General features: G+C 67.4%; 19 protein-coding genes. 11 read left to right on the top strand and 8 right to left on the bottom strand.

What is annotated here, in order from left to right:
* Nucleotides 1–113 precede the first annotated feature (113 nt).
* Nucleotides 114–1,748 carry an NAD+ synthase gene (locus ACZK1G_RS17540; protein WP_101766443.1) on the top strand — a complete coding sequence of 545 codons (1,635 nt, stop codon included), beginning with the start codon at nt 114–116 and terminating at the stop codon, nt 1,746–1,748.
* 350 nt (nt 1,749–2,098) lie between these two features.
* Here the strand turns inward: ACZK1G_RS17540 and ACZK1G_RS17535 are convergent, their stop codons facing one another.
* The gene (locus ACZK1G_RS17535) at nt 2,099–3,301 is read right to left on the bottom strand and encodes a lipase family protein (RefSeq protein ID WP_101765980.1); all 1,203 of its coding nucleotides are present in this window, start codon (nt 3,299–3,301) and stop codon (nt 2,099–2,101) included.
* 189 nt (nt 3,302–3,490) lie between these two features.
* A complete protein-coding gene (locus ACZK1G_RS17530; protein ID WP_101765979.1) occupies nt 3,491–4,378 on the bottom strand; it encodes an outer membrane protein assembly factor BamD in 888 nt (295 codons plus the stop codon).
* 113 nt (nt 4,379–4,491) lie between these two features.
* Here ACZK1G_RS17530 and rluD point away from each other — a divergent pair, with 113 nt between their 5' ends.
* The 4 genes from rluD to ACZK1G_RS17510 are packed head-to-tail and all read left to right on the top strand — an operon-like array spanning nt 4,492 to nt 7,190.
* Complete coding sequence (gene rluD / locus ACZK1G_RS17525; RefSeq protein WP_014038257.1) at nt 4,492–5,481, top strand: 23S rRNA pseudouridine(1911/1915/1917) synthase RluD; 990 nt, start codon at nt 4,492–4,494, stop codon at nt 5,479–5,481.
* A complete protein-coding gene (gene pgeF, locus ACZK1G_RS17520; protein ID WP_101765978.1) occupies nt 5,481–6,251 on the top strand; it encodes a peptidoglycan editing factor PgeF in 771 nt (256 codons plus the stop codon). The genes rluD and pgeF overlap by 1 nt, the downstream gene beginning before the upstream one ends.
* A 20-nt stretch (nt 6,252–6,271) precedes the next feature.
* Entirely contained in the window at nt 6,272–6,778 is a 507-nt protein-coding gene (locus ACZK1G_RS17515; protein ID WP_101765977.1) for a DUF4166 domain-containing protein, read from the top strand.
* Nucleotides 6,753–7,190, top strand: coding sequence for a thiol-disulfide oxidoreductase DCC family protein (locus ACZK1G_RS17510; RefSeq protein ID WP_101765976.1), 438 nt, complete (start codon nt 6,753–6,755; stop codon nt 7,188–7,190). The genes ACZK1G_RS17515 and ACZK1G_RS17510 overlap by 26 nt, the downstream gene beginning before the upstream one ends.
* Before the next feature lie 70 nt (nt 7,191–7,260).
* On the opposite strand, the gene otsA is transcribed toward ACZK1G_RS17510, so the two are convergent.
* The 4 genes from otsA to ACZK1G_RS17490 all read right to left on the bottom strand — a co-directional run bounded on the left by otsA (nt 7,261) and on the right by ACZK1G_RS17490 (nt 13,805).
* Nucleotides 7,261–8,625, bottom strand: coding sequence for an alpha,alpha-trehalose-phosphate synthase (UDP-forming) (gene otsA, locus ACZK1G_RS17505; protein WP_014038253.1), 1,365 nt, complete (start codon nt 8,623–8,625; stop codon nt 7,261–7,263).
* Nucleotides 8,622–10,403, bottom strand: a complete 1,782-nt coding sequence (locus ACZK1G_RS17500) for a glycoside hydrolase family 15 protein (protein ID WP_101766442.1) — start codon at nt 10,401–10,403, stop codon at nt 8,622–8,624. The genes otsA and ACZK1G_RS17500 overlap by 4 nt, the downstream gene beginning before the upstream one ends.
* Nucleotides 10,404–10,444: 41 nt before the next feature.
* On the bottom strand, nt 10,445–11,203 hold the full coding sequence (otsB, locus tag ACZK1G_RS17495; RefSeq protein WP_101765975.1) for a trehalose-phosphatase: 759 nt from the start codon (nt 11,201–11,203) through the stop codon (nt 10,445–10,447).
* A 166-nt stretch (nt 11,204–11,369) separates the two neighbouring features.
* The gene (locus ACZK1G_RS17490; protein WP_101765974.1) at nt 11,370–13,805 is read right to left on the bottom strand and encodes a TonB-dependent receptor plug domain-containing protein; all 2,436 of its coding nucleotides are present in this window, start codon (nt 13,803–13,805) and stop codon (nt 11,370–11,372) included.
* A 213-nt stretch (nt 13,806–14,018) separates the two neighbouring features.
* Here ACZK1G_RS17490 and ACZK1G_RS17485 point away from each other — a divergent pair, with 213 nt between their 5' ends.
* The 4 genes from ACZK1G_RS17485 (at nt 14,019) to ACZK1G_RS17470 (ending at nt 19,506) form a co-directional block, all read left to right on the top strand.
* A complete protein-coding gene (locus ACZK1G_RS17485) occupies nt 14,019–14,501 on the top strand; it encodes a DUF3574 domain-containing protein (RefSeq protein WP_101765973.1) in 483 nt (160 codons plus the stop codon).
* 36 nt (nt 14,502–14,537) lie between these two features.
* Nucleotides 14,538–15,395: an SH3 domain-containing protein gene (locus tag ACZK1G_RS17480; RefSeq protein WP_101765972.1), complete on the top strand. Its 858-nt coding sequence runs from the start codon at nt 14,538–14,540 to the stop codon at nt 15,393–15,395.
* Between the two features lie 132 nt (nt 15,396–15,527).
* A complete protein-coding gene (locus ACZK1G_RS17475) occupies nt 15,528–17,246 on the top strand; it encodes a thiamine pyrophosphate-dependent enzyme (protein WP_101765971.1) in 1,719 nt (572 codons plus the stop codon).
* A gap of 655 nt (nt 17,247–17,901) precedes the next feature.
* A complete protein-coding gene (locus tag ACZK1G_RS17470) occupies nt 17,902–19,506 on the top strand; it encodes a SulP family inorganic anion transporter (protein WP_101765970.1) in 1,605 nt (534 codons plus the stop codon).
* Nucleotides 19,507–19,585: 79 nt separating this feature from the next.
* Here the strand turns inward: ACZK1G_RS17470 and ACZK1G_RS17465 are convergent, their stop codons facing one another.
* The gene (locus ACZK1G_RS17465) at nt 19,586–20,296 is read right to left on the bottom strand and encodes a glutathione S-transferase (protein WP_101765969.1); all 711 of its coding nucleotides are present in this window, start codon (nt 20,294–20,296) and stop codon (nt 19,586–19,588) included.
* A gap of 170 nt (nt 20,297–20,466) precedes the next feature.
* Here ACZK1G_RS17465 and ACZK1G_RS17460 point away from each other — a divergent pair, with 170 nt between their 5' ends.
* Nucleotides 20,467–21,288, top strand: coding sequence for a DUF3014 domain-containing protein (locus ACZK1G_RS17460; protein ID WP_101765968.1), 822 nt, complete (start codon nt 20,467–20,469; stop codon nt 21,286–21,288).
* A 181-nt stretch (nt 21,289–21,469) separates the two neighbouring features.
* On the top strand, nt 21,470–24,055 hold the full coding sequence (clpB, locus tag ACZK1G_RS17455) for an ATP-dependent chaperone ClpB (RefSeq protein ID WP_101765967.1): 2,586 nt from the start codon (nt 21,470–21,472) through the stop codon (nt 24,053–24,055).
* A 72-nt stretch (nt 24,056–24,127) separates the two neighbouring features.
* Here the strand turns inward: clpB and ACZK1G_RS17450 are convergent, their stop codons facing one another.
* Nucleotides 24,128–24,928, bottom strand: a complete 801-nt coding sequence (locus tag ACZK1G_RS17450) for a MipA/OmpV family protein (protein WP_014038243.1) — start codon at nt 24,926–24,928, stop codon at nt 24,128–24,130.
* Between the last annotated feature and the right edge of the window lie 58 nt (nt 24,929–24,986).

Raw genomic sequence — 24,986 nt, 5'->3', positions numbered from 1 at the left:
CTGGTGCGGGGTCAGATCCCTTTCGCGCAGCAAAAGGGATCTGAGCCCAGGTACCCGGCGCGCGCATGGCGCGGCGCTACAATGGCGGCATTGCAACCACAGGCTGGATTCCCATGGCTTCGATCCGCATCGCGATGGCGCAGTTCGACTTCCCGGTCGGCGATGTCGCCGGCAACACCGAGCGCATCATCGAGATGATCGGCCAGGCGCGCGACGAGTACGGCGCCGAGCTGGTGATGTTCCCCGAGCTGGCGGTGAGCGGCTACCCGCCGGAGGACCTGCTGCTGCGCCCGGGCTTCCTGTACGAGTGCGAGCAGGCGATGGCCCGCATCGCCGCCGCCTGCCGTGGCATCACCGCCGTGGTCGGTTGGCCGCAGGCCGCCGGCGCGGTGGTCTACAACGCCGCGAGCGTGCTGCGTGACGGCCTGGTCGAGCAGACCTACCGCAAGCGCGAGCTGCCCAACTACGCCGTGTTCGACGAGCGCCGCTACTTCGATGTCGATCCGGACGGCGGCAGCTGCGTGTTCGAGGTCAATGGCATTCCGGTCGGCCTGCTGATCTGCGAGGACCTGTGGTTTGCCGAGCCGTTGGCCGACACCATGCGCGCCGGTGCGCAGCTGGTGGTGGTGCCGAATGCTTCGCCGTACGAGCGTGGCAAGCACGCCCAGCGCGACGCGGTGCTGGCCGCGCGTACCCGCGAAAGCGGGGCTGCGATCGCCTATCTCAACGTGGTCGGTGGCCAGGATGCGCTGGTGTTTGACGGCGCCTCGGTGGTGGCCGACGGCGACGGCACGGTGCACCCGGCCGCCGCCGCCTTCGTCGACCAGTGGCTGGTGGTGGAGTACGACGGTGAAACCCGCCGCTTCATGCCGCACGTGTGGATGGACGACGGCGACGAGAGCATGGACGCGCTGGCCTGGCGCGCCGTGACCCGTGGCATCCAGGATTACTGCCGCAAGAACGGCTTCAAGAAGGTGTGGCTGGGCCTGTCCGGCGGCATCGACTCGGCGATCGTGCTGGCCATGGCGGTGGACGCGATGGGTGCGGAGAACGTGACCGCCGTGCGCCTGCCCTCGCGCTACACCGCAGGCCTGTCCAACGATCTGGCGGCCGAGCAGTGCCAGGCGCTGGGCGTGAAGCTGGAGGCAGTGTCGATCGAGCCGGCATTCAAGGGCCTGATGGAAGCGTTGGCGCCGATGTTCGAGGGCACCGCGCCGGACGTGACCGAAGAGAACCTGCAGTCGCGCAGCCGTGGCGTGATCCTGATGGCGCTGGCCAACAAGTTCGGCGGCCTGCTGCTGACCACCGGCAACAAGAGCGAGTATGCGGTCGGCTACGCCACCATCTACGGCGACATGTGCGGTGGCTATGCGCCGCTGAAGGACCTGTACAAGACCGAGGTGTTCGGCCTGTCCAAGTGGCGCAACACGGTGGGCGGCGCGCCGGTGATCCCGCCGGCGGTGATCAGCCGCCCGCCGTCGGCCGAGCTGCGCGAGAACCAGCTGGACCAGGACTCGCTGCCGGCTTATGACGTGCTGGACGGCATCCTGTACCGCTACATCGACCAGGAGCAGTCGCGCACGGAGATCGTGGCGGCCGGTTATGACGCGGCCGTGGTCGACCGCGTGCTGCGCCTGGTGCGCATCAGCGAGTGGAAGCGGCACCAGGCCGCGCCGGGGCCGAAGGTCTCGCGCCGCGCCTTCGGCCGCGAGCGTCGTTACCCGATCAGCAACGGCTACAAGGGCTGAGGCAGCGGTTGGCGGTAGTGCCGGCCGCTGGCCGGCAACCCGTACACCGCGTATCCACGCATGGCGTGGATCTACCGGGATCGGTAGTGTCGGCCGCTGGCCGGCAACCCCGTACACCGCGTATCCACGCATGGCGTGGATCTACCGGGATCGGTAGTGCCGGCCGCTGGCCGGCAACCCCGTACACCGCGTATCCGCGCATGGCGTGGATCTACCGGGATCGGTAGTGCCGGCCGCTGGCCGGCAATCCCGTACACCGCGTATCCACGCATGGCGTGGATCTACCGGGATCGGTAGTGCCGGCCGCTGGCCGGCAACCCGTACACCGTGTATCCACGCATGGCGTGGATCTACCGAACGTCGTCGAGCAGTTGTTCGAGGCCGGCGGTTTCGGCAGCTTCATCGAACTGGCCGTCCCCCAGTCGTGCACGCACGAACGCCAGGCCATCGGCCGCTGCTGCGTCCAGCGTGCCGCGATGGTCGACCGGGTAGCGCTGGAACGCGACCGGCTCGCCACGCAGGGCCAGGCCTGCGGCATACAGCAGGGTGGTCAGATAGGGCACATCGCGATCCTCGCTGCCATGGCCGAGCATCAGCGGTTGGCCGAAGCCGCGGCGCGGTACGCCGAGATAGTCGTACAGCACCGCCCAGATGCTTGGCACGCTGGTCAGCGGTGCGGTGAACATGCTGCCGGTATCCGCGCCGTCCAGGGTGGCAGCCAGTTCGCCCAGGCACTGCTCGCGTGCCACTGCCACGCGGGCGCGGCCTGTGTCGCTGAGGACGCGATCGATCTGCGGTGCGACCTGCAGCAGCCCGTCGAGCAGATACGCGTGATACGCATTGAGTGCGCCAGGATTGGCGGTGCGGTTGTCCGGCGTCATCACCAATGCGGTCAATTCAACCGCCGTGGGCGTGCCGGTGGTGAAGCTGCCACGGTACTGCAACGACGGCCCACCGTAGCTGGACGCCAGATGCCCGGCCGTGAGCGCGGCGGCACCGCCCTGCGAATGGCCGACCGAGACCCAGCGCGGCGACAGTGCTGCGTTGCCCAGGTACTGGCGGCTGGCCTTGACCAGATCGATGGCGTTGCGTGCCGCCGTGCGGACATGCAGATAGGCATGGTTGCCCGGACTTCCTAGCCCCTGGTAGTCGGCGGCGACCACGGCATAGCCCTGGGCCAGGAACTGATCGAGGAAACGCCCATCGCGTTCGGGCTGGTAGGGGCCGGACACCGAGGGCGCACAGCGATCCGCAATGCCCTGGGTGCCATGTGCCCAGGACACCACCGGCCACCCACCTGCAGGCGCCGCGCCGGCGGGCAGGTACAGCAGGCCCGTGCCTTCGGCCAGCTGGCCGCGATGATCCGGGGTGCGGTAGTGCAGCTTGTAGGCCTGCGCGGCCTGGGTCGGAACCCATGACGCGCGATAGGGAGAGGCAGACAGGAGGTCGCCCGGTGCGACCGGTGCAGCTGTCAGGGGGCCCGAGGACAGCGCCAGCAGGGCGGTGGCGAGGACGGACGAGAGAGGCCGGAAACGCAGGGGCAGTCGGGACATGGGCGCTCCTTGACGGCCGGGATGACCGTTGCGCCGCAGTGTGGAGGGCCTCGCCCGGGCGGGCTGCGACCGGCGTCGCATCCGCCGGGGATTCGTAGAACTCCTAGTGTCGTGGTCCATCTGCGCCCGAACCATCCACGCATGGCGTGGATCTACCGATAAAGAAAAGGCCCCTTTCGGGGCCCTCTCTTACTTCTTTTCCAGTCGCGCGTTGCGCTGGCCGGTGCTGGCGGACTTCTCGCCGGCGAACGGGTTCAGCTTGCGGACCATCCACGGGTACTTCGGCCACTTGCCTTCCAGCCACGGGTGGTCCGGCTGGTTCAGCTGCAGGACGCGACGGGCGTCGTCGGCCAGGGTCTTGTTGCCCAGGTGGGTGTAGGAATCGGCCAGCACGGCCACGGCGTCGTACTGGAAGGCGCTCTGCGGGTAGGTTTCCAGCAGGTAGTTGGCGCGACCCACGGCCGAGACCCAGGCGCCGCGGCGCATGTAGTACAGGGCGTTGTCCAGCTCGTGCTGGGCGAACACGTCGCGCAGCTCCAGCATGCGCTGGCGCGCATCGGCGGCGTAGCGGCTGTTCGGGTAGCGATCAACCACGATGTTGAAGTCCGAGTACGCCTGGTGCGGCGTGGACAGATCGCGGCGGCTGGCGTCCAGCGACCATACGCGGCGCAGGAAAACCGTACTGCGGTTGGAGTTGGCCAGGCCGCGCAGGTAGTACAGGTAGGCGATGTTGCGGTGCGTCGGGTAGGTACGGATGAAGCGGTCGATGCTGGACACCGCGTCATCGTGCTTGCCGGCCTTGTACTGGGCGTAGGCGGTTTCGATCATCGCCTGCTCGGTGTAGGGGCCGTAGGGGTACTGGGCCACCAGGCGGCGGAAGCTGGCTTCGGCGCCGCTCCAGTTGCCGCCCTGCATCAGCTTGTGGCTTTTCTCGTACAGCTGTTCGACCGGCGTCCCTTCATCGGGGCGATCACCCTTCTTGGCGCCGCGATGGCAGCCGGTTGCGGCGATGACCAGCACCAGCAGCAGGGCGGTGAGGCGGACGGGCGCGGAGAGCATGGCGGAGCGTCGGATCATGGGGTCGAGGCGGGACGCGGCTGGAATACGAAGGGTCGATGATAGCCTAGTGTCCTGTCCAGCGACTGAAACCGGCCGCCGGGACCCCAAAATTTCAAAGAATGCCCCCTGCCATGTCTGAACAACCCTCTGAATCGGCCCGCCAGGCCATCGTCCCCGACACCGCTGCCGGCCGTCGTTTCGACGCCGTCGTGGCCGAACTGTTCCCCGAATACTCGCGTTCACGCCTGACCGAGTGGATCAAGTCCGGTGACGTCCTGCTGGACGGTGCCCAGGTGCGCCCGCGCGATCCGCTGCGCGGCGGCGAGGTGGTGACCCTCCATGTGGTGCTGGAAACCCAGACCGACGCCCAGCCGGAGGACATTCCGCTGGACGTGCTGTTCGAGGACGAGCACGTGCTGGTGATCAACAAGCCGGTCGGCCTGGTGGTCCACCCCGGTGCCGGCAACCACAGCGGCACCCTGGTCAACGCCCTGCTGTTCCGCGACCCGTCGGTGGCGGTGCTGCCGCGCGCGGGCATCGTGCACCGCCTGGACAAGGACACCAGCGGCGTGATGGTGGTGGCCAAGACCCTGGAAGCGCAGACCGCACTGGTCGAGCAGCTGGCGGCCCGTGACGTGCACCGCCAGTACCTGGCCATCGTGATGGGCGCGCTGGTGGCGGGCGGTACCGCCGATGCCCCGATCGATCGCCACCCGCGCGACCGCCTGAAGATGGCGGTGCGTGAAGACGGTAAGGAAGCGGTGACCCATTACCGCCTGCGCGAGCGCTTCCGTGCGCACACCGCGCTGGAGTGCCGCCTGGAAACCGGCCGTACTCACCAGATCCGCGTGCACATGGCGCACGTGCGCCACCCGATCATCGGCGACCCGCTGTACGGCGGTGCGCTGAAGCTGCCCAAGGGCGCCAGCGACGAGCTGGTGGCCGCGCTGCGCGGCTTCAAGCGCCAGGCCCTGCACGCCGAGACCCTGGAGTTCATGCACCCGATCACCGGTGAGCCGGTGCGCAATACCGCGCCGGTGCCGGAGGACATGCTGCACCTGATGAAGGTACTGCGCGAAGACAGCGAAGCCTTCGCCGCCCGCGAGCGGGACCGCTGGTGATGGCGGCCGCGCTGCCGTTGCTGCAGGCGGACTGGCCGGCGCCCGCAGGCGTCCATGCGCTGACCACGCGTCGGCATGGCGCGGGCATCTCGCCGGCACCGTTCGCGCAGTTCAACCTGGGCAACCGGCACGCGGCCGATGGTGATACCCCGGCCAACGTGGAGCACAACCGCCAGCAGCTGCAGCAGGGGCTGGCGCTGCCCTCGGCACCGCACTGGCTGCGCCAGGTGCACAGCAGCACCGTGCTGCGCTTCACCGCGCCGCCGGTGGCCGGCGCCAGCGAACCGGTGGCCGACGCCGCTGTGACTTCGGTGCCGGGCGTGGTGCTGGCGATCCTGACCGCCGACTGCCTGCCGGTGGTGTTCGCCGCGGCCGATGGCAGCGAGGTGGGCGCGGCCCATGCCGGCTGGCGTGGGCTGGCCGACGGCATGTTGGAGGCCACGGTGGCCGCGATGCAGACGCCGCCTGCGCAGCTGCGCGCGTGGCTGGGGCCGGCCGCCGGGCCGGCCGACTACGAGATCGGCGAGGAGGTCTACCACGCCTTCGTCGGCCATGATCCGGCCGCCGAGGCGGCGTTCGTGGCCACCCGCGCCGGCCACTGGAAGGTGGACCTGTTCGCGCTGGCGCGGCAGCGCTTGCAGGCGGCGGGAATGGACCCGGCGCAGGTGTATGGCGGCACGGTGTCGACCATGGCCGATCCGGACCTGTATTCGCACCGGCGCGACCGTCGTACCGGGCGCATGGCGACCCTGGCCTGGATCGCGCCCTGACGCCGCCGCTGTTCGCGCGGGTGCTGGGGCCGGCCTTCGCCACCCTGGCAGCGCCGGTGCAGGCGCTGCATGCCACACCGTTGCCCTGCCGCTACGTGGGGCAGGCGCGCATCGAGCGTGGGCGGCACTGGCTGGTGCCGCTGCTGGCCGCGCTGGCGCGGTTGCCGAAAGACGGTGACGCGCTGCCCACCGAAGTGGCGTTCAGTGCATGCGGGCAGGGCGAGCAATGGGCGCGGCGGTTTGGCCGCTGGCCGATGGTGTCGCGGCTGTGGGCGCACGAAGGGTATCTGCGCGAGCAACTGAGTGCAGTGCGCTTCGAGTTCGACCTGCAGGCCCGCGACGGTGGCATCGACTGGTCGGTGCGGCGGGTCTGGGCCTTCGGGCTGCTGCCGCTGCCGACGCGCTGGTTTGGCGGTGTGTGCTGCCGTGAAGCCTGGCAGGGCGAGCGTTACACTTTCCTGGTCGATGTGACGCTGCCCTGGGCCGGAGCCCTGATCCGCTATGAAGGCTGGCTCGAACCACAGTGACGGCGCCGCTGAAGCGGGCAGTGCGGTGATCGTGTTCGATGGCGTGTGTGCACTGTGCAACCGCTGGGTGCGCTTCCTGCTGCGTTTCGACCGCGAGGGGCGCTACCGATTTGCGGCGATGCAGGGGCAGCAGGGCAGCGCGATGCTGCGCGCGCATGGGCTTGACCCGCAGGACCCAATGTCGTTCCTGCTGCTGGACGCACAGGGCGCCTGGACCGATACCGATGCCATCCTGCGCGTACTGGCTCGGCTGGGTGGCGTCTGGCGCCTGAGCGCTGTGCTCCGGATGGTTCCGCGTCGCTGGCGTGATGCGGCGTATCGGACGCTGGCGCGCAATCGCTATCGCTGGTTCGGGCGGCATGACGCCTGCCATCTGCCTGCACCGGAGCAGGCTGCGCGGTTCCTGGATTGAAGAAAAGGGGACGGAGGGGATCAAGTCGTTTGTGCACAAACGACTTGATCCCCTCCGTCCCCTTTTTCCCTCAGCCTTCCAGCGCGTCCAGGTAGCTGCGTCGCCAGTGGTTGATGTCGTAGGTGCGCAGGTGCTCCATCATCGCGTGCCAGCGTTCCTTGCGCCGGCGCAGCGACATTGTTGCCGCGGTGGCGATGGCGTCGGCCACGCCATCCAGGTCGTGCGGGTTCACCAGCAGCGCCTGCTTCAGTTCATCGGCGGCGCCGGCCAGCAGCGAGAGCACCAGCACGCCGGGATCTTCCGGGTCCTGTGAGGCCACGTATTCCTTGGCCACCAGGTTCATGCCATCGCGCAGCGGCGTGACCAGGCCGACTGCCGCCGCACGGTAGAAACCGGTGAGGGTGGCATGGGTGAAGTTCTGGTTGACGTAGCGCAGCGGCGTCCAGTCCGGCTCGGCGTGGCCACCGTTGATGTGGCCGGCGATCTGCTCCAGCTGGCTGCGCAGCTGCCGGTACTCGGTGACATCGCCGCGCGAGACCGGGGCGATCTGCAGGTAGGTCAGCGAGCCGCGCTGGTCGGGATGGCGCTCAAGATACCGTTCGAAGCCGAGGAAGCGCTCGGGCAGGCCCTTGGAATAATCCAGGCGGTCCACGCCGATCGCCAGCTGGCGATCACGCAGGCTGGCGCGCAGGTTCTTTACGGCGGCCTTGGTGGCGGCGGTACCGGCCTGGCGCGCGATCAGCTCGGTGTCGATGCCGATCGGGAACGCCGCTGCGCGGAAACGGCGCCCACCTGGGGCTTCCAGTTCGCCGTTGTCGAGTACGCGACCGCCGCCGAACAGGCGCAGGTAGGTCTGGAAGCGATCCGCATCGCGCTGGGTCTGGAAGCCGACGAGGTCGTAGGCGTACAGCGCCGAGAACAACCGCAGGTGGTCGGGCATGGCCTGCAGCAGGTCGGCCGACGGCATTGGGATATGCAGGAAGAAGCCGATGCGGCAGCCGATACCACGCTCGCGCAGCAGCGCGCCGAGCGGGATCAGGTGGTAGTCGTGGATCCAGACGATGTCATCTTCGCGCAGCAGCGGCGCGAGCTTGTCGGCGAACAGCGCGTTGACCTTGTGGTAGGTCTCGCGGGTGCCCCGGTCGTAGTCGACCAGATCGAGGCGGAAGTGCAGCAGTGGCCACAGCGTGCGGTTGGCGAAGCCGTTGTAGTAGCCATCGACCTCGCGCTTGCTCAGGTCCAGGGTGACGAACTCGATGTCGCCGTCCTTCTGCGTGTGCAGCGTGCCACTGCCGTCGCGCACGCTCTTGCCGCTCCAGCCGAACCACATGCCGCCGCGTTCCTTCAACGCGGCCAGCAGGCCCACCGCCAGGCCACCGGCACGGTTCTCGCCCGGCACGGCCACGCGGTTTGAAACCACGACCAGACGACTCACGATGCCTCCTGCCAGGACCGCGACAGGCGCATCGCGGCGGTGATCAGGCCGACGTGCGAATAGGTCTGCGGGAAGTTGCCCCAGGCTTCGCCGCTGTCGAAGGCCAGATCCTCCGACAGCAGGCCCAGATGGTTGCGCTGCTTCAACAGCAGTTCGAACATCCCGCGTGCCTCGTCGAGGCGCCCGATGGCGGCCAGCGCATCGATGTACCAGAAGGTGCAGATAGTGAAGCTGGTTTCTGGCTCACCGAAGTCATCTGGTGCGACATAGCGGTACAACGAATTGCCATGCTTGAGGTCGCGGCCGATGGCTTCGACGGTGGCGATGAAGCGCGCGTCCAGCGCATCGATGAAGCCGATGTCGGCCAGCAGCAGCAGCGAAGCGTCCAGGCGATGGCCGCCGAAGGTATCGGTGAAGTGGCCCAGTTCTTCGCTCCAGGACTCGGCCATGATGCGCGCGTGGATGGTGTCGGCGCGCTCGCGCCAGTAATGGGCGCGGTCATCGCGCTTCAGGCGCACGGCGATCTTGCACAAGCGGTCGCACGCCGCCCAGCACATCGCGCTGGTGTAGGTATGCACTTCGGTGCGGCCGCGGAATTCCCACAGGCCGGCATCGGGTACGTCGTGCAGGGCGAATGCCTGCTCGCCCAAGGGTTCGAGGCGGGCGAAGGTATGCGCGTCCCCCGGGTCCTGCAGGCGGCGGTCGAAGAACAGCTGGGTGGAGGCCAACACCACGCTGCCGTAGACATCGTGCTGGCGCTGCACCCAGGCCAGGTTGCCGCGCCGCACCGGGCCCATGCCGCGATAGCCGGACAGGCTGGGGACTTCGTCTTCGTCCAGCTTGGCCTCGAAGCCGATGCCATACAGCGGCTGCAGCGTGCCGTCGGTGGTGGCCAGGTTGAAGATGTAGCCGAGGAACTGTTCCATCGTGCGCGTTGCACCGAGGCGGTTCAGCGCACGCACCACGAACGCCGCATCACGCAGCCAGCAGTAGCGGTAGTCCCAGTTGCGCACGCTGCCGGGGGCTTCCGGAATGGAGGTGGTCATCGCCGCGATGATCGCGCCGCTGTCCTCGTACTGGCACAGCTTCAGGGTGATCGCACTGCGGATCACCGCGTCCTGCCATTCCAGCGGAATGGACAGGTAGCGCACCCATTCACGCCAGTAGTCGCGGGTGCGCTGGAAGGCTTCCTGCACATAGCCGCTGATCGAGCGGTTGAGCGACTCATCCACGCCCAGGATCAGGTGGATGGGATGGTTGAGCACGAACGGCAGGCCATCGCGGATGAAGCGCACCGGCACATCGGTGGTCAGCCGCAGCACGTGCTCGGGCAGGATCCAGCGCACGTGATTGCTGCCCCAGGTGGACTCGGGCACGCGCGCGCCCCAGTCCGCCAGCGGCCGTGCGCGCACGGTGATGCGTGGGCTGCCGGCCAGCGGGCGCACCTGGCGGATCAGGCTGACCGGGCGGTAGAAGCGGTCGTTCTGCCGCCAGCGCGGGGCGAAATCGAGGATTTCCAGTTCACCGCCGTGCGCGTCGCGCAGCACGGTGCGCAGGATTGCGGTGTTGGTCAGGTATTCCTGCTCGCTGCTGGCGAAGTCCTCCAGCTCGATGGCGAAGTCGCCACCGCTCTGCTGGTTGGGGCCGAGCAGGGCACAGAAGGTGGGGTCGCCGTCGAAGGTGGGCAGGCAGCTCCAGACAACGCGGGCACGTTTGTCGACCAGGGCGCCGAAGCTGCCGTTGCCGACTACGCCCAGATCAAGATCGGGTTGGGTCATCACGCGGTACATCTCGGTTGCGGCCGTGGGGGTTGGCCGGGTCAATAGGCATTCTCACGCAGCCAGGCGTGCACGCTGCGTATGTCGGGCAGCGCGAACACCGCCTTGCTGGGTTCACGTTCGCCCACCAGCACGCTCCAGCCATGCTGGCCGTTGGCGGCGTCGAAGCCGAATTCATCGGTGAGGTCGTCACCGAGGAACACGGGCAGGCGGCCGCGGAAGGGCAGGTACTGCATCATCCGCCGCACGGCGCGGCCCTTGTCGGTGCCGACGGGAACGAATTCAACGACGTGGTCACCCGGTTGCAGGCGGTAGCTGGCACGGCCACGGACGTGGCGGTCGGCGAAGGCGCGCACATCACTTGCCGCGTGCGGCGCACCGCGCCAATGCAGGGCCAGGCCGACGCCCTTGTCTTCCACCAGTACGCCGGGATGGCCGTGGGCAAAGCGCATCGCCTGCTGGTGCAGTGCGTGCAGCCACTCGGCGGTGTCGTCGTCGTGTTCGTCGCGCAGCACACGACCGTCCTCGCCACGCAGTTCGTGTCCATGCAGGCCGGCGGCGGGCAGCTTCAAAGGTGCGAACAGTTGATCCAGCTGTGCAAGCGGGCGACCACTGACCAGTGCTACGGCACCTTCCAGGCGGTCGCTGATGCGGCCGATGGCTTCACGCACATCCGGCAGCAGTTGCACGGCATCCGGGCGTGCAGCGAATTCGATCAGGGTGCCGTCGACATCGAGGAACAACGCGCAGGCGTCGTCCAGCAATGGCGGTGGCGGACGCAGGGGGAGCGGTTCAGCCATGACGCCCAGCTTGCCAGCGTGGGCGTGTACGTGGGGTCGAGGGCAGGCTACGACCCTGCTTCGGTGGGTGCCGACCGTTGGTCGGCACGGCAGGTCACCCTGCATCGAGCCCAGGCAGTGCGGACCAACGGTCCGCACCCACCCAAGGCAATCACACCCAATGCAATCAGAACGTATAGCGGACCCGGCCGTAGTAGTACGCGCCGTTGCTGCCGATCGGCGACAACACGTCGTACGGCAGATTGCCGAAGTAGTGGATATCGCTGTTGGATCGATCCGGGTAGTTGTCGGTCAGGTTCTGGCCGCCGATGGCCACGCTCCAGCGCGGGGTGATGCGGTACTCCACTTCCGCATCCAGCTGCCATTCGGCCTGGTAGGTCTGGCGCGGGATGTAGCCATCACCGAAGTTGAACACGCGGGTGGCGCTGCCATAGCGGTTCACGCGGGTGCTCAGCGACCAGTGGTCGTTGCTCCAGGCGGCCGAGAAACTGCCACGCGTGCGCGGGGTGGCATCGGTGAGGGTGTTGGTCTCTTCGATGCCGAACAGCACGTAGTCCGGGTTCAGCGCGCGCAGCTGCGCCGGCGTGGCCAGCACGTTCTTCAGCGTGGTCTTGGTGTACGCATAGGTGCCGGTCAGCAGCAGCTGGCCATCGCCCAGCGACTGGCGCCAGTTGCTCACCAGCTCGGCGCCGCGGGTGCGGGTATCGGCGGCATTGACGAAGAAGCTGGCGCTCTGCAGGCCGCTGACGCCGTAGTTGGCCGCCACGTAGTCGGTCAGCGCATCGCCGGTGATGCTCTCCGACAGCGCGATGCGGTCGTCGATGTCGATCTGGAAGAAGTCCAGCGACAGGTCGAAGTGCTCACCGATGCGGCTGGTGAAGCCCAGCGAGGTGTTGATCGATTTTTCCGGCTTCAGGTCCTGCGCACCGAGGCCGCGTGCGATCGGATTGTTGACCGACAGCAGGCGGCCCTGCACCAGCTGTCCGCCGGCGTTGTAGCCGGTGGAGGTGGATTCGTAGCCGATCTGCGCCAGCGACGGCGCGCGGAAATTGTTGGAGATCGCGCCGCGCAGCGCGAACGCCGGGGTGAATTCATAGCGCAGGCCGAGCTTGCCGGTCAGTTCACCGCCGAAGTCGTCGTTGTGCTCGTAGCGCGCGGCCAGATCAGTGGAGAACTTCTCGCCGAACTGGCTGGACAGGCTGGCGTAGGCACTGGCCACGTCGCGCGACAGGCGGGCCGCATCCTGCGGGGTCAGGCCACCACCGGCCTGCGAGCCGGTCGGGCGATCGGTGTAGGGGCCGGCGGCGTAGCTGGCCGGGTCACCGGGACGGGTCTGGTAGCGCTCGTGGCGTGCTTCCACGCCCAGGCCCAGGGTGTGGCTGATGCTGTCGCTCTGGGTGAACACGCGGCTCAGGTCGAGGTTGCCCACGGTCTGCGCGTATTCGTAGTCAGCGGTCTTGAAGCGGGTAGGGCTGGTCGGGCCCAGCGACGCGTTGAGCGAATTACGCAGGCGGTAGGTGAAGTCGTTCTGGCCGTAATCCAGGCTGCCGTCGTAGCTCCACTCGCCCCACTGGCCGCGCACACCGGCCACGGCCTGCACGTCGCGGTTCTCGCCTTCGGAGATCGGCCGGTAGCCGTTCGGGTAGACCTGCTTCCAGTTGGCATCACCGTCAGGGTAGCGGAAGTAGTTCGCGCCTTGGGTATCGCGCTGGTTGAAGGTACCGAACGCGTAGAACGTCGACGTCTGGCCCACCGGAATCTCGGTGTTCAGCCACAGGTTGATGTCCTTGCTCTTGCCATCGCCCAGCACATAGTTGCGCTTGCCCTGCAGCGCGAGGTTGTCCGGCGTCTGGTCCCACGGCGGAATCTGGTCGAAGCCGGCGCGGTTGGTGCCGTTGCGGTGCTTGTATTCCAGGCCGACGCGCAGGAAGCCGCCGTCCTCGCCCAGCGAGGTGCCGACCTTGGCGCTGATGTTGCCGGTCTGGCCGTCGGTGAGGGTGCGCCCGATCGGCTTGAGGTCGGTGTGGTTGGCACCGTAGCTGGCCTCGATCTCGCCGCCATCGCCGCCGTTGTCGAGGATCACGTTGATCACGCCGGCCACCGCATCGGAGCCGTACAGCGCACCGGCGCCGTCGCGCAGCACTTCGATGCGCTTGATCGCGCTGACCGGGATCGAATTGAAGTCGACCGGGGTGGTGCCCTTGCCGATCTTGCTGTCGGTGTTGACCAGCGCGGTGTGGTGGCGGCGCTTGCCATTGACCAGTACCAGCACCTGGTCCGGCGACAGGCCACGCAGCTGCGCCGCGCGCACATGGTCGGCGCCGCCGGAATTGGACTGGCGCGGGAAGTTGAACGACGGCAGCAACGCCTGCAGCGCACTGCCCAGTTCACCATTGACCACGCCGGCCTTGCGGATGTCCTCGGCGGTGAGCACATCCACCGGCGAGGTGGATTCGAGCACGGTGCGGTCGGCGGCACGGGTGCCGGTGACGATCACGGTGTCCAGGTTGGTGGCGTCCTGGGCCAGGGCCGGGACGGCAGCGGAGGAAAGCGCGAGGGCGATGGCGAGGCCGAGCGGCGACGCGGGCAGGCGGGCGGACATGGGGGCTCCAGCAACAACGACGACGGGGAAGGGGAGATAGTTTCACTTACATCCATCCGGATGAAGCGATATATTATCTTCGCGTGATGACCGGTGCCGATGCAAGCCCCTGCCGGTCCGGCATGAGCTGATGCCCGGTTGGCATCAGCACGCCGGGCCTGTGGCGCTGTACGCTGCCGGCTCGCCTTGTCCCCCTTCCCCGGAGCTGTACCGATGAAACACCTTGGCCTCGTTTTCGCCGTGCTGCTGGCCACCAGTGGCTGCGCCAGCCTGTCCTCGCAGGCGCCCAGCGCCTATGCCACGGCTACCACCGCCGAACTGAAGGGCGATGCCGCACGGCCGTCCGCTGGCCACGGCTGGGTGCGCAGCGAGCTGTACTTCGGCGTGGGTGAAGAGCAGGGCGCCGGCAACCGCCCGCAGGCCGACACCATCAGCGAGGCGCAGTGGCGCACCTTCCTGGACAAGGAAGTCACCCCGCGCTTCCCGGATGGCCTGACCGTGTTCGATGCCTACGGCCAGTGGCTGTTCCGTGGTGATGCCGCGCCCAATCGCCTGCGCACCAAGGTGCTGGTGGTGCTGCACGAAGACACCCCGCAGCACCGTGCTGATATCGAAGCCATCCGCCTGGCGTGGAAGCAACAGACCAAGCATCAATCGGTGCTGTGGTCGCGGCAGCCGGTCGAGGTATCGTTCTGAGGTGAGGGTGCCAGCGCGGTGCCGCAGGGAGCGATGATGAACTACAGGGAATGCATGCTGGGCCTGGTGTTGGCAGGCGTGCTGGCACCGGCGGCGCAGGCGCGTGGGGATGGCGGCGAAACGCTGCGGTTCCAGGTGGCCGCTCACGTGCAGGCGCACGCGGATCCCCAGCAGGACGGCAGCATCGTGGTGCAGCTGTCGCCGTCGGGCAAGCGCCAGACGCTGGCGGGTGCGGCGGACGCCGACGGCAATTCGCAATGGTCGCTGGAAGACGTCGATTTCGATGGCTACCCGGAACTGGTCGCACGCGCCTCGGTGGGTATGGTCAACGAGGCGGTGGCGGTGTACCGCTTCGATCCGGCCAGTGCCGGGTTCCGCGCGCTGCAGGCCGACACCCATGGCAAGGACAGCTGCGGTGACCTGATGGGGCTGAGTGTCGACCGTCCGAGCCGCACCCTGACCAGCAGCTGCCGCAGCGGTCCGATGTGGTACGCCGACCAGTATCGGTTTGCAGGCGCGAAACTCTATCTGTACCGCGCCGAGAGCGTGCTGATGCTGGGCGATACGCTGAACGCTGCGCTGCATTGGGAACAGAGCGACGAGCAGGGCCCGCTGGCGGTCTGGCGCACATATGATCCCGCTGGTCGTGTGCTGGAGAGCGCGATTGCCGATGGCCTGGGCGCACCTCCGGATGGGCCGCTGCGTGGCCAGCAGGCCACCGTGGTGCCCGCGCGGCTGTTCCTGTTCGACCGACCCGGCGCATCCAGCACGAAGCGCTATCTGGTGCAGGGCGACCGCGTGGAGATGCTGGATGAACAGGACGGCTGGGTGAAGCTGCGCTACCGCAACCCGAAGCAGGGCGCGGTGGAAGGTTGGATCAACGTCAACGATTGAAGAAAAAAGGGGACGGAGGGAATTAAGTCGTTAACGGCACAAACGACTTGATTCCCTCCGTCCCCTTTTTTTGCGGTGGCATCACTTCACCGGGTCTAGCCTCGGACGTTCCCCCGTTCGAGGATGTATCCGATGAGCAAGCGCGTGGCCGAAATCGTGGTGGACGCCCTGCAGCAGGCTGGTGTCCGCCGTTGCTACGGCATCGTGGGCGATACGCTCAACCATGTGACCGATGCGATGCATGGCAGCGAGATCGCGTGGGTGCACGTGCGCCATGAGGAAGTGGCAGCGTTCGCTGCAGGCGCCGATTCGCTGGTGAGCGGCGAGCTGACCGCCTGCGCCGGTTCCTGCGGCCCCGGCAGCCTGCATTTCATCAACGGCGTGTTCGAGAGCAACCGCAACCGCGCGCCGATGGTGTTGATCGCCAGCCAAGTGGTGACCAGCGAGCTGGGCATGGAATTCCCGCAGGAAGTGGACTTCAAGGCGGTGTACGCCAGTTGTTCGGTGTTCTGCGAGCAGGTGCACAGCGCCGAACAGGCGCGCCGCGTGGTCACGCTGGCCTGCCAGGCCGCGATCAGCCGCCGCGGCGTGGCGGTGGTGATCCTGCCCGCCGATATCAGCCAAGCCGAGGTGAAGCACGATGTGCCGTTCTCGGTGCACTACACCCAGCCGGTGCTGCGCCCGTCGGATGCCGAGCTGCAGCGCATCGCTGAGCTGCTGGGGCAGGGCAAGCGCATCGGCATCTATGCCGGTGCCGGTTGCCAGGGCGCACACCCGCAGTTGCTGGAGCTGGCCCGGCGCCTGCAGGCCCCGATCGCGCACACCTCGCGCGCCAAGGACTTCGTCGAGCCGGACAACCCTTACAACATGGGCATGACCGGCATCTTCGGCATCGAATCCGGCTTCCACACGCTGATGGAGTGCGACACGCTGCTGCTGCTCGGCGCCGATTTCGCGTGGGGCCAGTTCTATCCGGACAAGGCCACGATCATCCAGGTCGACCGTGATGGCAGCCACCTCGGCCGCCGCCATCCGGTGAACCTGGGCGTGGTCGGTGACATCGCACCGACGCTGGACGCCTTGCTGCCGATGCTGCCGCCGCGCGAGGACAGCAGTTTCCTGGACGAGTGCATCGAGCGCCGTGACAAGGCGCTGAAGAAGCGCGAACAGGAAGAACAACCGGGCGAAGGCGAGTTGATCCACCCGCAGCACCTGACCGCGCTGCTGTCGAAGTACGCGACAGACGACGCGCTGTTCACCGCCGACGGCGGCTCGCCGATGGTGTGGGTGCTGCGGCATATCCGGGTAAATGGTCGCCGCCGCACGCTGACCAGCCTGCTGCACGGCACGATGGCCAACGCGATGCCGCAGGCACTCGGCCTGCAGAAGGCGTTCCCCGGCCGCCAGGTGATTTCGCTGTCCGGTGACGGTGGCCTGGCAATGCTGCTGGGCGACCTGCTGACGGCGGTACAGGAGAATCTGCCGATCAAGGTGGTGGTGTTCAACAACGGCTCGCTGAATTTCGTCGAGCTGGAGCAGAAGGTGGAAGGCCTTCTGGACAACTACACCGACCTGAAGAACCCGGACTTCGGCCGCCTGGCCGAAGTGATCGGCTTCCATGGCCGAACGGTGACACGCAGCGAGGACCTGGAGGAAGCGGTGCAGGACTTCCTGGTGCAGCGCGGCCCGGCGCTGCTGGACGTGCATACCAGCCGCGCCGAGCTGGTGATGCCGCCGCAGATCGAGGCGAAGCAGGTGGCCGGTACGGCGCTGTACGCCGCCAAGGCCGTGTTGAACGGCCGCTTCGACGACGTGAAGCATCTGCTGGTGGACAACTTCCTGAAAAAGTAGGGGGTTGGTCGATGCAGGGCTGCGCCCTGCACCCGCCGAAACCACGGCAACCGCCGAAGCAAGATCAAAAGCAGGTTTGGCGTGGGTAGGCGAGGTGGATCCGGTTGCGGGGGACGCCGTAAACCCGTCCCTGGAGGCTTGGCCGCGGCATCCATGCCGCGGACACCCCCGCAACCGGACCCACCCCGCCTTCGACAGTTTCCTGCGATCTGTCGGAACGGCATATTGCACTGGTGGGTGTCGACCTTGGTCGACACGGTGGATCCACGCCATATGTGGATAACGGAAGAACGATCGAAATGATCTTCTGTAGGGCCGAGCCATGCTCGGCTCAGCGCGAAGCGACCCGCTTTTGCTTTTTGATCTTTTGATTCTCTTCCGTGGCTGGCACGCGCAGGAAACTGTCAGGGGCCGGTCGGGATGGGCTGCGCAGGACCGTTGGCGCCATGGATGGCGCCATCGAGCCCCCAGGAACGGGTTTACGGCGTGTCCTGCGCAGCCCATCCCGACCGGCCCAACCCAGAAATCGCTGTCCGCGACCAACCCAGCCACGAGGGGCCCCGCCGTTGGCTGGAACCCATCATTCCACGACGGAATTGGCGCGCTGGCCCCGCTGGGCCTACCATCGGCGGTCCCCACCCCCACCGCCCCTTCCATGTCCGCTCCCGCTTCCGCCGCACCGCGTCGCTGGTTCGTCGCTGGCGACTTCAACGGCTTCTTCGGCCTGGTCGTCGACAACCTCTCCATCCTCGGCTTCATCGCCATGGCCCTGGTCGGGATCTTCCAGTTCCCCGCCGACGTGGTGTTCGGCCGCATGTTCCCCGGCACCGCCTTTGGCGTGCTGGTCGGCAACCTGCTGTACACCCTGATGGCGCGCCGGCTGGCCGCGCGTACCGGCCGCGACGATGTCACCGCCATGCCGCTGGGCCTGGATGCACCCACCAGCATCGGCATGGCCCTGCTGGTGCTCGGCCCGGCCTTCCTCGCGTTCAAGCAGCAGGGCATGGATCCGCATGCCGCGGGCATCGCTACCTGGCAGCTGGGCATGGCTGCGCTGGTGATCATGGGCGTGCTCAAGTTCGTGCTGTCGTTCTTCGGCGAAGCGGTCACCCGCGCGCTGCCGCGTGCCGCACTGCTGGGTTCCATCGCCGGCATCGCGCTGGTGCTGATGGGCCTGCTGCCGCTGCTGGAAACGCTGCGCTCGCCGCTGGTCGGCTTCACCACGCTGGGCCTGCTGCTGTACGTGCTGATCGCCAAGGGCAAGCTGCCGGTGCGTGGCCCGGGCGTGCTGCTGGCCTTCGTGTTCGGCACCGTGCTGTATTACGGCCTCGGCCTGGCCGGCTTGGGCGCACCGGGCTTCCATGTGCCGGCGTGGGTGCCGCCGCAGGTGGTGCTGCCGCTGCCGACGCTGGGCTTCCTCGACGGCCTGCCCACCGCGATGACCTACCTGCCGCTGCTGCTGCCGTTCGGCCTGCTGATGGTGGTCGGTGGCATCAACGTGTCCGAAAGCGCGCGCGCGGCCGGCGATGACTACCGCACCCGCGACATCCTGCTGGTGGAAGCGGTGGCCACGCTGGTGGCCGGTGTCTGCGGCGGCGTGGCGCAGACCACACCGTACATCGGCCAGCCGGCGTACAAGCACATGGGCGCCCGCAGCGGCTACACGCTGCTGACCGGCCTGTTCGTCGGCATCGGCGGCATGCTCGGCATCATCTCCGGGCTGGTGCAGTGGCTGCCGTTGGCGGTGCTGGCACCGATCATCGTGTACGTGGCCATCGACATCACCACCCAGGCCTTCCAGGCCACGCCGCGCCACCACACCGGCGCGATGGTGTTCGGTTTCCTGCCGTCGGTGGCGTACCTGCTGGCGATCAAGGCGCCGGGCTGGATCGCGCCGGACCAGCTGCCGCAACTGCTGACCAAACTGGATGGCCACGGATTGCCTGAGCTGGCGGTGATCTTCACCCTCGGCAACGGCTTCATCATCACGTCGATGCTGTGGATCTCGGCGGTAGCCGCGATGGTCGATGGCCGCCTGCGCCGTGCCTGCGGCTTCCTGCTGGTGGCCGCAGGTCTGACCCTGTTCGGCCTGATCCATTCGGTGGATCCGCGTGGTGGCATCTACCTGCCGTGGGACCTGGACGGGCTGGCACGCATCATCAGCTGGCAGTTCGCCGGTGCCTACGTGGCATTGGCGCTGCTGCTGGGCCTGCTGTCACTGCAGAAGCAGGCGGTGAAGCCGCTGGGTGAGAACCGCTGACCCCACGGTAGTGCCGGTCGCTGGCCGGCATGCTCATGGACCTCGGACGCAGTGTGCAGTTGCCGGCCAGCGGCCGGCACTACCGCTCCGCATCCAGCTCGGGGTAGTGGCGGAAGATGCCGTTGGTGTTGAACGGCAACCGCCGCGCCGAGGCCAGATAGGCGGCAATGTTGGGTCGTTTCGCCACCCGCTCCTGCAGCGCGCGCAGCCGGGGCAGGGTGGGGCCGAGCGCCTGCATGCGGCGCGGGAACATGTAGTCCAGCCCGCTCAGCAGCTGGAACAGCGACAGATCCACATACGAATGCTCGCGCAGTGCATGGCGGCCACCGTTGGCGGCCAGCACGTGTTCGAAGTAGCCCAGGAACTTCGGCAGTCGTTCGCTGCGCAGGGACGCGGCGCGTGCCTTGGCTTCGGTCTTCTGCTCTTCGTAGTACTTCGACGCGGCGATCGGATGGTGGGTGTCGTGCACCTCGGCCACAAGGTCGGCGATGGTCAGCTGCAGTTGCAGCGCCTGCAGCCGGCGTGAGGCGGCCTGCGGCACCAGGTCCAGCGACGGGCCGAGGAAATCCAGGATGGCCGCGACCTGTGCGATGACCTGGCGGCCCGCTTTGAGGAACGGCGGCGCGAAGGGCTGCGGGCCCTCGCTGCTGCCATCCAGGAATGGCTGCATCACCGCATCGCCGTGCACCCGTGCCATGTCGATGTAGTCGGCGCCGGCATCTTCCAGCGCCAGGCGCACGAACTCGCCACGACCCTGGATGCCGGTCCAGTAATACAGCGCGTACTGCATGGCAGCGTCTCCACAGGACAGAACTCATAGCCTCGCGCGGGCAGTGCAAAGCAGGCGTGAGCGCGGTTCTGGTGCAGGCCTGAACCCGAACGGCAGCGGAACAGGCGGGGAACCGGCTGCAATCGATGGGGTCACACCTTCTCCATGCGTGTGAAACGAGGTGCTGCATCATGCAGAGTGGAAAGGCGGTTTGGCCCTGGGTGCTGGGCGTGGTGGTGATCGGTGGCGCGGGAGGTTGGTTGTTCCGCGATCAGCTGAAGAACCTGGCAGACGGTGTTTCGGTGCCGGTGCAATCGACCCCCGCCAGTACCGGCACACCGCCACAACCGACGGCAGCTGCAGAGCCCGCGCCGGCACCACCATCAATCAGGCATCCGCTGGATACCGAGGCCGCGGCGGATCCGGCACTGCCGAAGCTGGCTGACAGCGATGCCGCGGCCTGGGGCGCATTGAGCCAGCTGTTCCAGGGCGAGGGGCCGCTGACCCTGCTGCTGCGTGATCATCTGATCCAGCGCCTGGTCACCCAGGTCGACAACCTGGACAAGCCCAGCGTGCCGCCGACCGCGCTGGCCGCGCGCCCGCTGCCGGGCAACCTGCAGGTCGAGCCGGGCGAAGGCGGTGAACGCATCGCCGCCAGCAATGCGGCGCGCTATGCGCCCTACGTGCAGGCATTTGCCGCGCTCGACCCGGCGGCAACGGCTACTGCCTACAAGCGCTTCTATCCGCTGATCCAGCAGGCTTACGTCGACCTTGGGCGGCCCGAGGGCTATTTCAACGACCGCCTGGTCACGGTGATCGACCACCTGCTGGAGACCCCGGAACTGGCCCAGGCGCCGCTGGTGCAGCGCGACGAACGGGGCCGCTATCGCTTCGTCGATCCCACCCTGCAGTCCCGCTCGATCGGGCAGAAGGCCCTGCTGCGCATGGACCCGACGCAGGCGCGGGCGGTCAAGCAGCAGCTGCGGGCGATCCGCAGCGCGATCACTCGCTGAGTCCCTCCACCGCGCGGAACTGATCGGGATCAACGCGCCGACCACACCGGTTCCGGCATGCTGGCCGCAGGCTGACTGGCCTCGGGGTGCAGTCGCAGCCACCCTTGAAACGGGGTGGGGCAACCGCATCTTTCCAGCATCGCCGGCGCGGGCCGGCCCTGATGACCGATGAGGATTCGCAATGCGGATGGACAAGCTCACCTCGCGTTTCCAGCAGGCGCTGGCAGACGCACAGTCGCTGGCCGTGGGCCGCGACAACAGCATCATCGAACCGGTTCACCTGTTCAGCGCCCTGCTGGACCAGCAGGGCGGCAGCACGCGCCCGTTGCTGGCCCAGGCCGGGGTGAACGTGCCGGTGCTGCGCGAGCGCCTGACCGAGGCGCTGGACGCACTGCCCAAGGTGTCCGGGCAGGCCGGCAACGTCTCGATGGGCAATGACCTGGGGCGCCTGCTGAACCAGACCGACAAGCTGGCCCAGCAGAATGGCGATGCCTTTATCGCCAGCGAGTGGTTCGTGCTGGCGGCGCTGGACGACGGCGGCACGCTGGGCATGGCGCTGCGCGCCGCCGGTGCCGACAAGACCCGCCTGCAGGCCGCGATCGACAAGCTGCGTGGCGGCGAGAACGTGCAGTCGGAGAATGCCGAGGAACAGCGGCAGGCGCTGGAGAAGTACACCATCGACCTGACCGCGCGTGCCGAGAGCGGCAAGCTCGATCCGGTGATCGGCCGTGACGAGGAAATCCGCCGCACCATCCAGGTGCTGCAGCGCCGGACCAAGAACAACCCGGTGCTGATCGGCGAACCTGGCGTTGGCAAGACCGCGATCGTGGAAGGCCTGGCCCAGCGCATCATCAACGACGAAGTGCCCGAGGGCCTGCGCGGCAAGCGCGTGCTGTCGCTGGACATGGGCGCGCTGATCGCCGGCGCCAAGTTCCGTGGCGAATTCGAGGAACGCCTGAAGGGCGTGCTCAACGACCTCGCCAAGAGCGAAGGGCAGATCATCCTGTTCATCGATGAGCTGCACACCATGGTCGGCGCCGGCAAGGCCGACGGTGCGATGGATGCCGGCAACATGCTCAAGCCGGCGCTGGCACGTGGCGAACTGCACTGCGTGGGCGCCACTACGCTGGATGAGTACCGCAAGTACATCGAAAAGGACGCTGCGCTGGAGCGCCGTTTCCAGAAGGTGTTCGTGGGTGAGCCGTCGGTGGAGGACACCATCGCCATCCTGCGCGGGCTGAAGGAAAAGTATGCGGTGCACCACGGGGTGGAGATCACCGACCCGGCCATCGTTGCCGCTGCGACGCTGTCCAACCGCTACATCACCGACCGCCAGCTGCCGGACAAGGCCATCGACCTGATGGACGAGGCCGCCTCGCGCCTGCGCATGGAGATCGACTCCAAGCCGGAGGAGCTGGACCGCCTGGAACGCCGGGTGATCCAGCTGAAGATCCAGCGCGAGATGCTGAAGAAGGAGAAGGACGAGGCCTCGCGGCAGCGCCTGGCCGACCTGGAAAACGACATCGATGCGCTGGAGCGCGAGTTCTCCGACCTCAATGAAATCTGGAAGTCGGAGAAGGCCGCGCTGCAGGGTGCAACGAAGATCAAGGAGCAGGTCGAGCAGGCCAAGCTGGAGCTGGAATCGGCGCAGCGCCGCCAGGATTTCGCCAAGATGAGCGAGATCCAGTACGGTCTGTTGCCGCAGCTGGAAAAGCAGCTGGCCGCTGCGCAGGAGGCCGAACACAAGGACTTCAAGCTGGTGCAGGACCGGGTCACCGACGAGGAAATCGCCGAGGTCGTCTCGCGCTGGACCGGCATTCCGGTCAACAAGATGCTCGAAGGCGAGCGCGACAAGCTGCTGCGCATGGAAGAGGTGCTGCACAACCGCGTGGTCGGCCAGGAAGAAGCGATCAGGGTCGTCTCCGATGCCGTGCGCCGTTCGCGCGCTGGCCTGTCCGATCCGAATCGCCCGGCCGGTTCGTTCCTGTTCCTCGGCCCGACCGGCGTCGGCAAGACCGAACTGTGCAAGTCGCTGGCCGAGTTCCTGTTCGACAGTGCCGACGCGATGATCCGCATCGACATGAGCGAGTTCATGGAGAAGCACAGCGTCGCCCGCCTGATCGGTGCCCCCCCGGGCTACGTCGGCTACGAGGAAGGCGGTTACCTGACCGAAGCGGTGCGTCGCCGTCCGTATTCGCTGATCCTGCTGGACGAAGTGGAGAAGGCGCATCCGGATGTGTTCAACATCCTGCTGCAGGTGCTGGACGACGGCCGCCTGACCGATGGCCAGGGCCGTACCGTGGACTTCCGCAACACCGTCATCGTGATGACCTCGAACCTGGGTTCGCACCAGATCCAGGACATGAGCGCCGACGACAGTCCGGAGGCCTACACGCAGATGAAGGCGGCGGTGATGGGCGTGGTGCAGGCGCACTTCCGCCCGGAGTTCATCAACCGCCTGGACGACATCGTGGTGTTCCACCCATTGGACAAGCAGCAGATCAAGCAGATCGCGCGCATCCAGATGCGTGGCCTGGAAAAGCGCCTGGCCGAGCGTGGCTTGAAGCTGATGGTGTCCGACGCAGCGTTCGACCTGCTTGGCAACGTTGGCTTCGATCCGGTGTATGGCGCGCGCCCGTTGAAGCGCGCGATCCAGGCGCAGCTGGAAAACCCGTTGGCGCAGAAGATCCTGTCCGGCGCCTTCGTCAACGGCGACACCATCGAAGTCGGCAACGACGGTGGCCATCTGGTGTTCGCCAAGGCGTGAGTCCATCGGGGCGCTGCCTGACCGCAGCGCCCCGTTTCCTGTGAGTAACGCCGGGCCCGGCCCGGCGCGTCCTCAGAAGCGGTGTGTGTACCCGCTCATCAGCCCGAACTGGTTGGGTTTCTGCACGATCGGGCTGTTGGCCGCATCGCCGAGCAGGCGCGTGCCTTCGGCCGAGATGTACCAGTTGCCGTTGCGGCCCGCGCGGTGGCTCCACTTCAGGCCGACACCGGCGCTGACCAGGCCGGCCTTCGGTTTGTGCTCGGCGAAGCCCGTGCGTTTGGCCTGTTCCGGGCTGACGCCGTACCAGGTCTGCATGTAGCCACGGTTGCCGTAGTCGGTGGACACGCTGCCGCTGACCACGCCTCCGGCCAGGTCGAACAGCGGCAGGGTCAGGTTCAGGTGGATCTGCTGGGTGGCCAGGCCGTTCTCGGCCTTGTCCTCGTCCTTGCGGGTGAACTGCCAGGAGCCGCTCAGCACGGCTTCGCCCAGCGTATAACCAGCCGAGACACCGACCAGGGGACGGGTATCGATATCGCCCATGCCGCGCAGGAAGTCCGAACCGCCGAGCAGCGAGTCCTTGTCCTTGCGGATGCCGCTGGCGCCGACGTAGGCGCGCACGCGGGTGTGCTCGCCGAGGGCGGTGCCCCAGCCGATGCCACTGGTGCCCAGAAACCAGCCCCCCGGCGAGGTGACATCGAAGGACAGCGACGGCGTCGCACGATACTCCTCGCTGCCGCTGTAACGCGGGGTCACGCCACCACCGGCGGCGAGCTCGAAGGTCCAGTGGTCATCCTTGGCGTGGGCGATCGGCGTGGCAAACAGCGGCAGCAGGGCCAGGCAGAGCAGGGTGGGGGAACGGCGAAGCTGGGACATGGAAACTCTCGGCAATGGGAGGAAAGCAGCGCGCGCATCCGGCGAGTGCTGCAGGGTC

The sequence above is a fragment of the Stenotrophomonas sp. 109824_Sma genome (assembly GCF_056480025.1).
The sequence above is the reverse complement of the archived record's forward strand: the minus strand, read 5'-3'. Positions and strand labels throughout refer to the sequence as shown.

Excerpts from the sequence above, each read along its gene's own strand:
- ACZK1G_RS17540 (WP_101766443.1), top strand. The coding sequence starts at position 114 with ATGGCTTCGATCCGCATCGCGATGGCGCAGTTCGACTTCCCGGTCGGC.
- ACZK1G_RS17535 (WP_101765980.1), bottom strand. The coding sequence starts at position 3,301 with ATGTCCCGACTGCCCCTGCGTTTCCGGCCTCTCTCGTCCGTCCTCGCC.
- ACZK1G_RS17530 (WP_101765979.1), bottom strand. The coding sequence starts at position 4,378 with ATGATCCGACGCTCCGCCATGCTCTCCGCGCCCGTCCGCCTCACCGCC.
- rluD (WP_014038257.1), top strand. The coding sequence starts at position 4,492 with ATGTCTGAACAACCCTCTGAATCGGCCCGCCAGGCCATCGTCCCCGAC.
- pgeF (WP_101765978.1), top strand. The coding sequence starts at position 5,481 with ATGGCGGCCGCGCTGCCGTTGCTGCAGGCGGACTGGCCGGCGCCCGCA.
- ACZK1G_RS17510 (WP_101765976.1), top strand. The coding sequence starts at position 6,753 with ATGAAGGCTGGCTCGAACCACAGTGACGGCGCCGCTGAAGCGGGCAGT.
- ACZK1G_RS17500 (WP_101766442.1), bottom strand. The coding sequence starts at position 10,403 with ATGACCCAACCCGATCTTGATCTGGGCGTAGTCGGCAACGGCAGCTTC.
- otsB (WP_101765975.1), bottom strand. The coding sequence starts at position 11,203 with ATGGCTGAACCGCTCCCCCTGCGTCCGCCACCGCCATTGCTGGACGAC.
- ACZK1G_RS17490 (WP_101765974.1), bottom strand. The coding sequence starts at position 13,805 with ATGTCCGCCCGCCTGCCCGCGTCGCCGCTCGGCCTCGCCATCGCCCTC.
- ACZK1G_RS17485 (WP_101765973.1), top strand. The coding sequence starts at position 14,019 with ATGAAACACCTTGGCCTCGTTTTCGCCGTGCTGCTGGCCACCAGTGGC.
- ACZK1G_RS17480 (WP_101765972.1), top strand. The coding sequence starts at position 14,538 with ATGAACTACAGGGAATGCATGCTGGGCCTGGTGTTGGCAGGCGTGCTG.
- ACZK1G_RS17475 (WP_101765971.1), top strand. The coding sequence starts at position 15,528 with ATGAGCAAGCGCGTGGCCGAAATCGTGGTGGACGCCCTGCAGCAGGCT.
- ACZK1G_RS17470 (WP_101765970.1), top strand. The coding sequence starts at position 17,902 with ATGTCCGCTCCCGCTTCCGCCGCACCGCGTCGCTGGTTCGTCGCTGGC.
- ACZK1G_RS17465 (WP_101765969.1), bottom strand. The coding sequence starts at position 20,296 with ATGCAGTACGCGCTGTATTACTGGACCGGCATCCAGGGTCGTGGCGAG.
- ACZK1G_RS17460 (WP_101765968.1), top strand. The coding sequence starts at position 20,467 with ATGCAGAGTGGAAAGGCGGTTTGGCCCTGGGTGCTGGGCGTGGTGGTG.
- clpB (WP_101765967.1), top strand. The coding sequence starts at position 21,470 with ATGCGGATGGACAAGCTCACCTCGCGTTTCCAGCAGGCGCTGGCAGAC.
- ACZK1G_RS17450 (WP_014038243.1), bottom strand. The coding sequence starts at position 24,928 with ATGTCCCAGCTTCGCCGTTCCCCCACCCTGCTCTGCCTGGCCCTGCTG.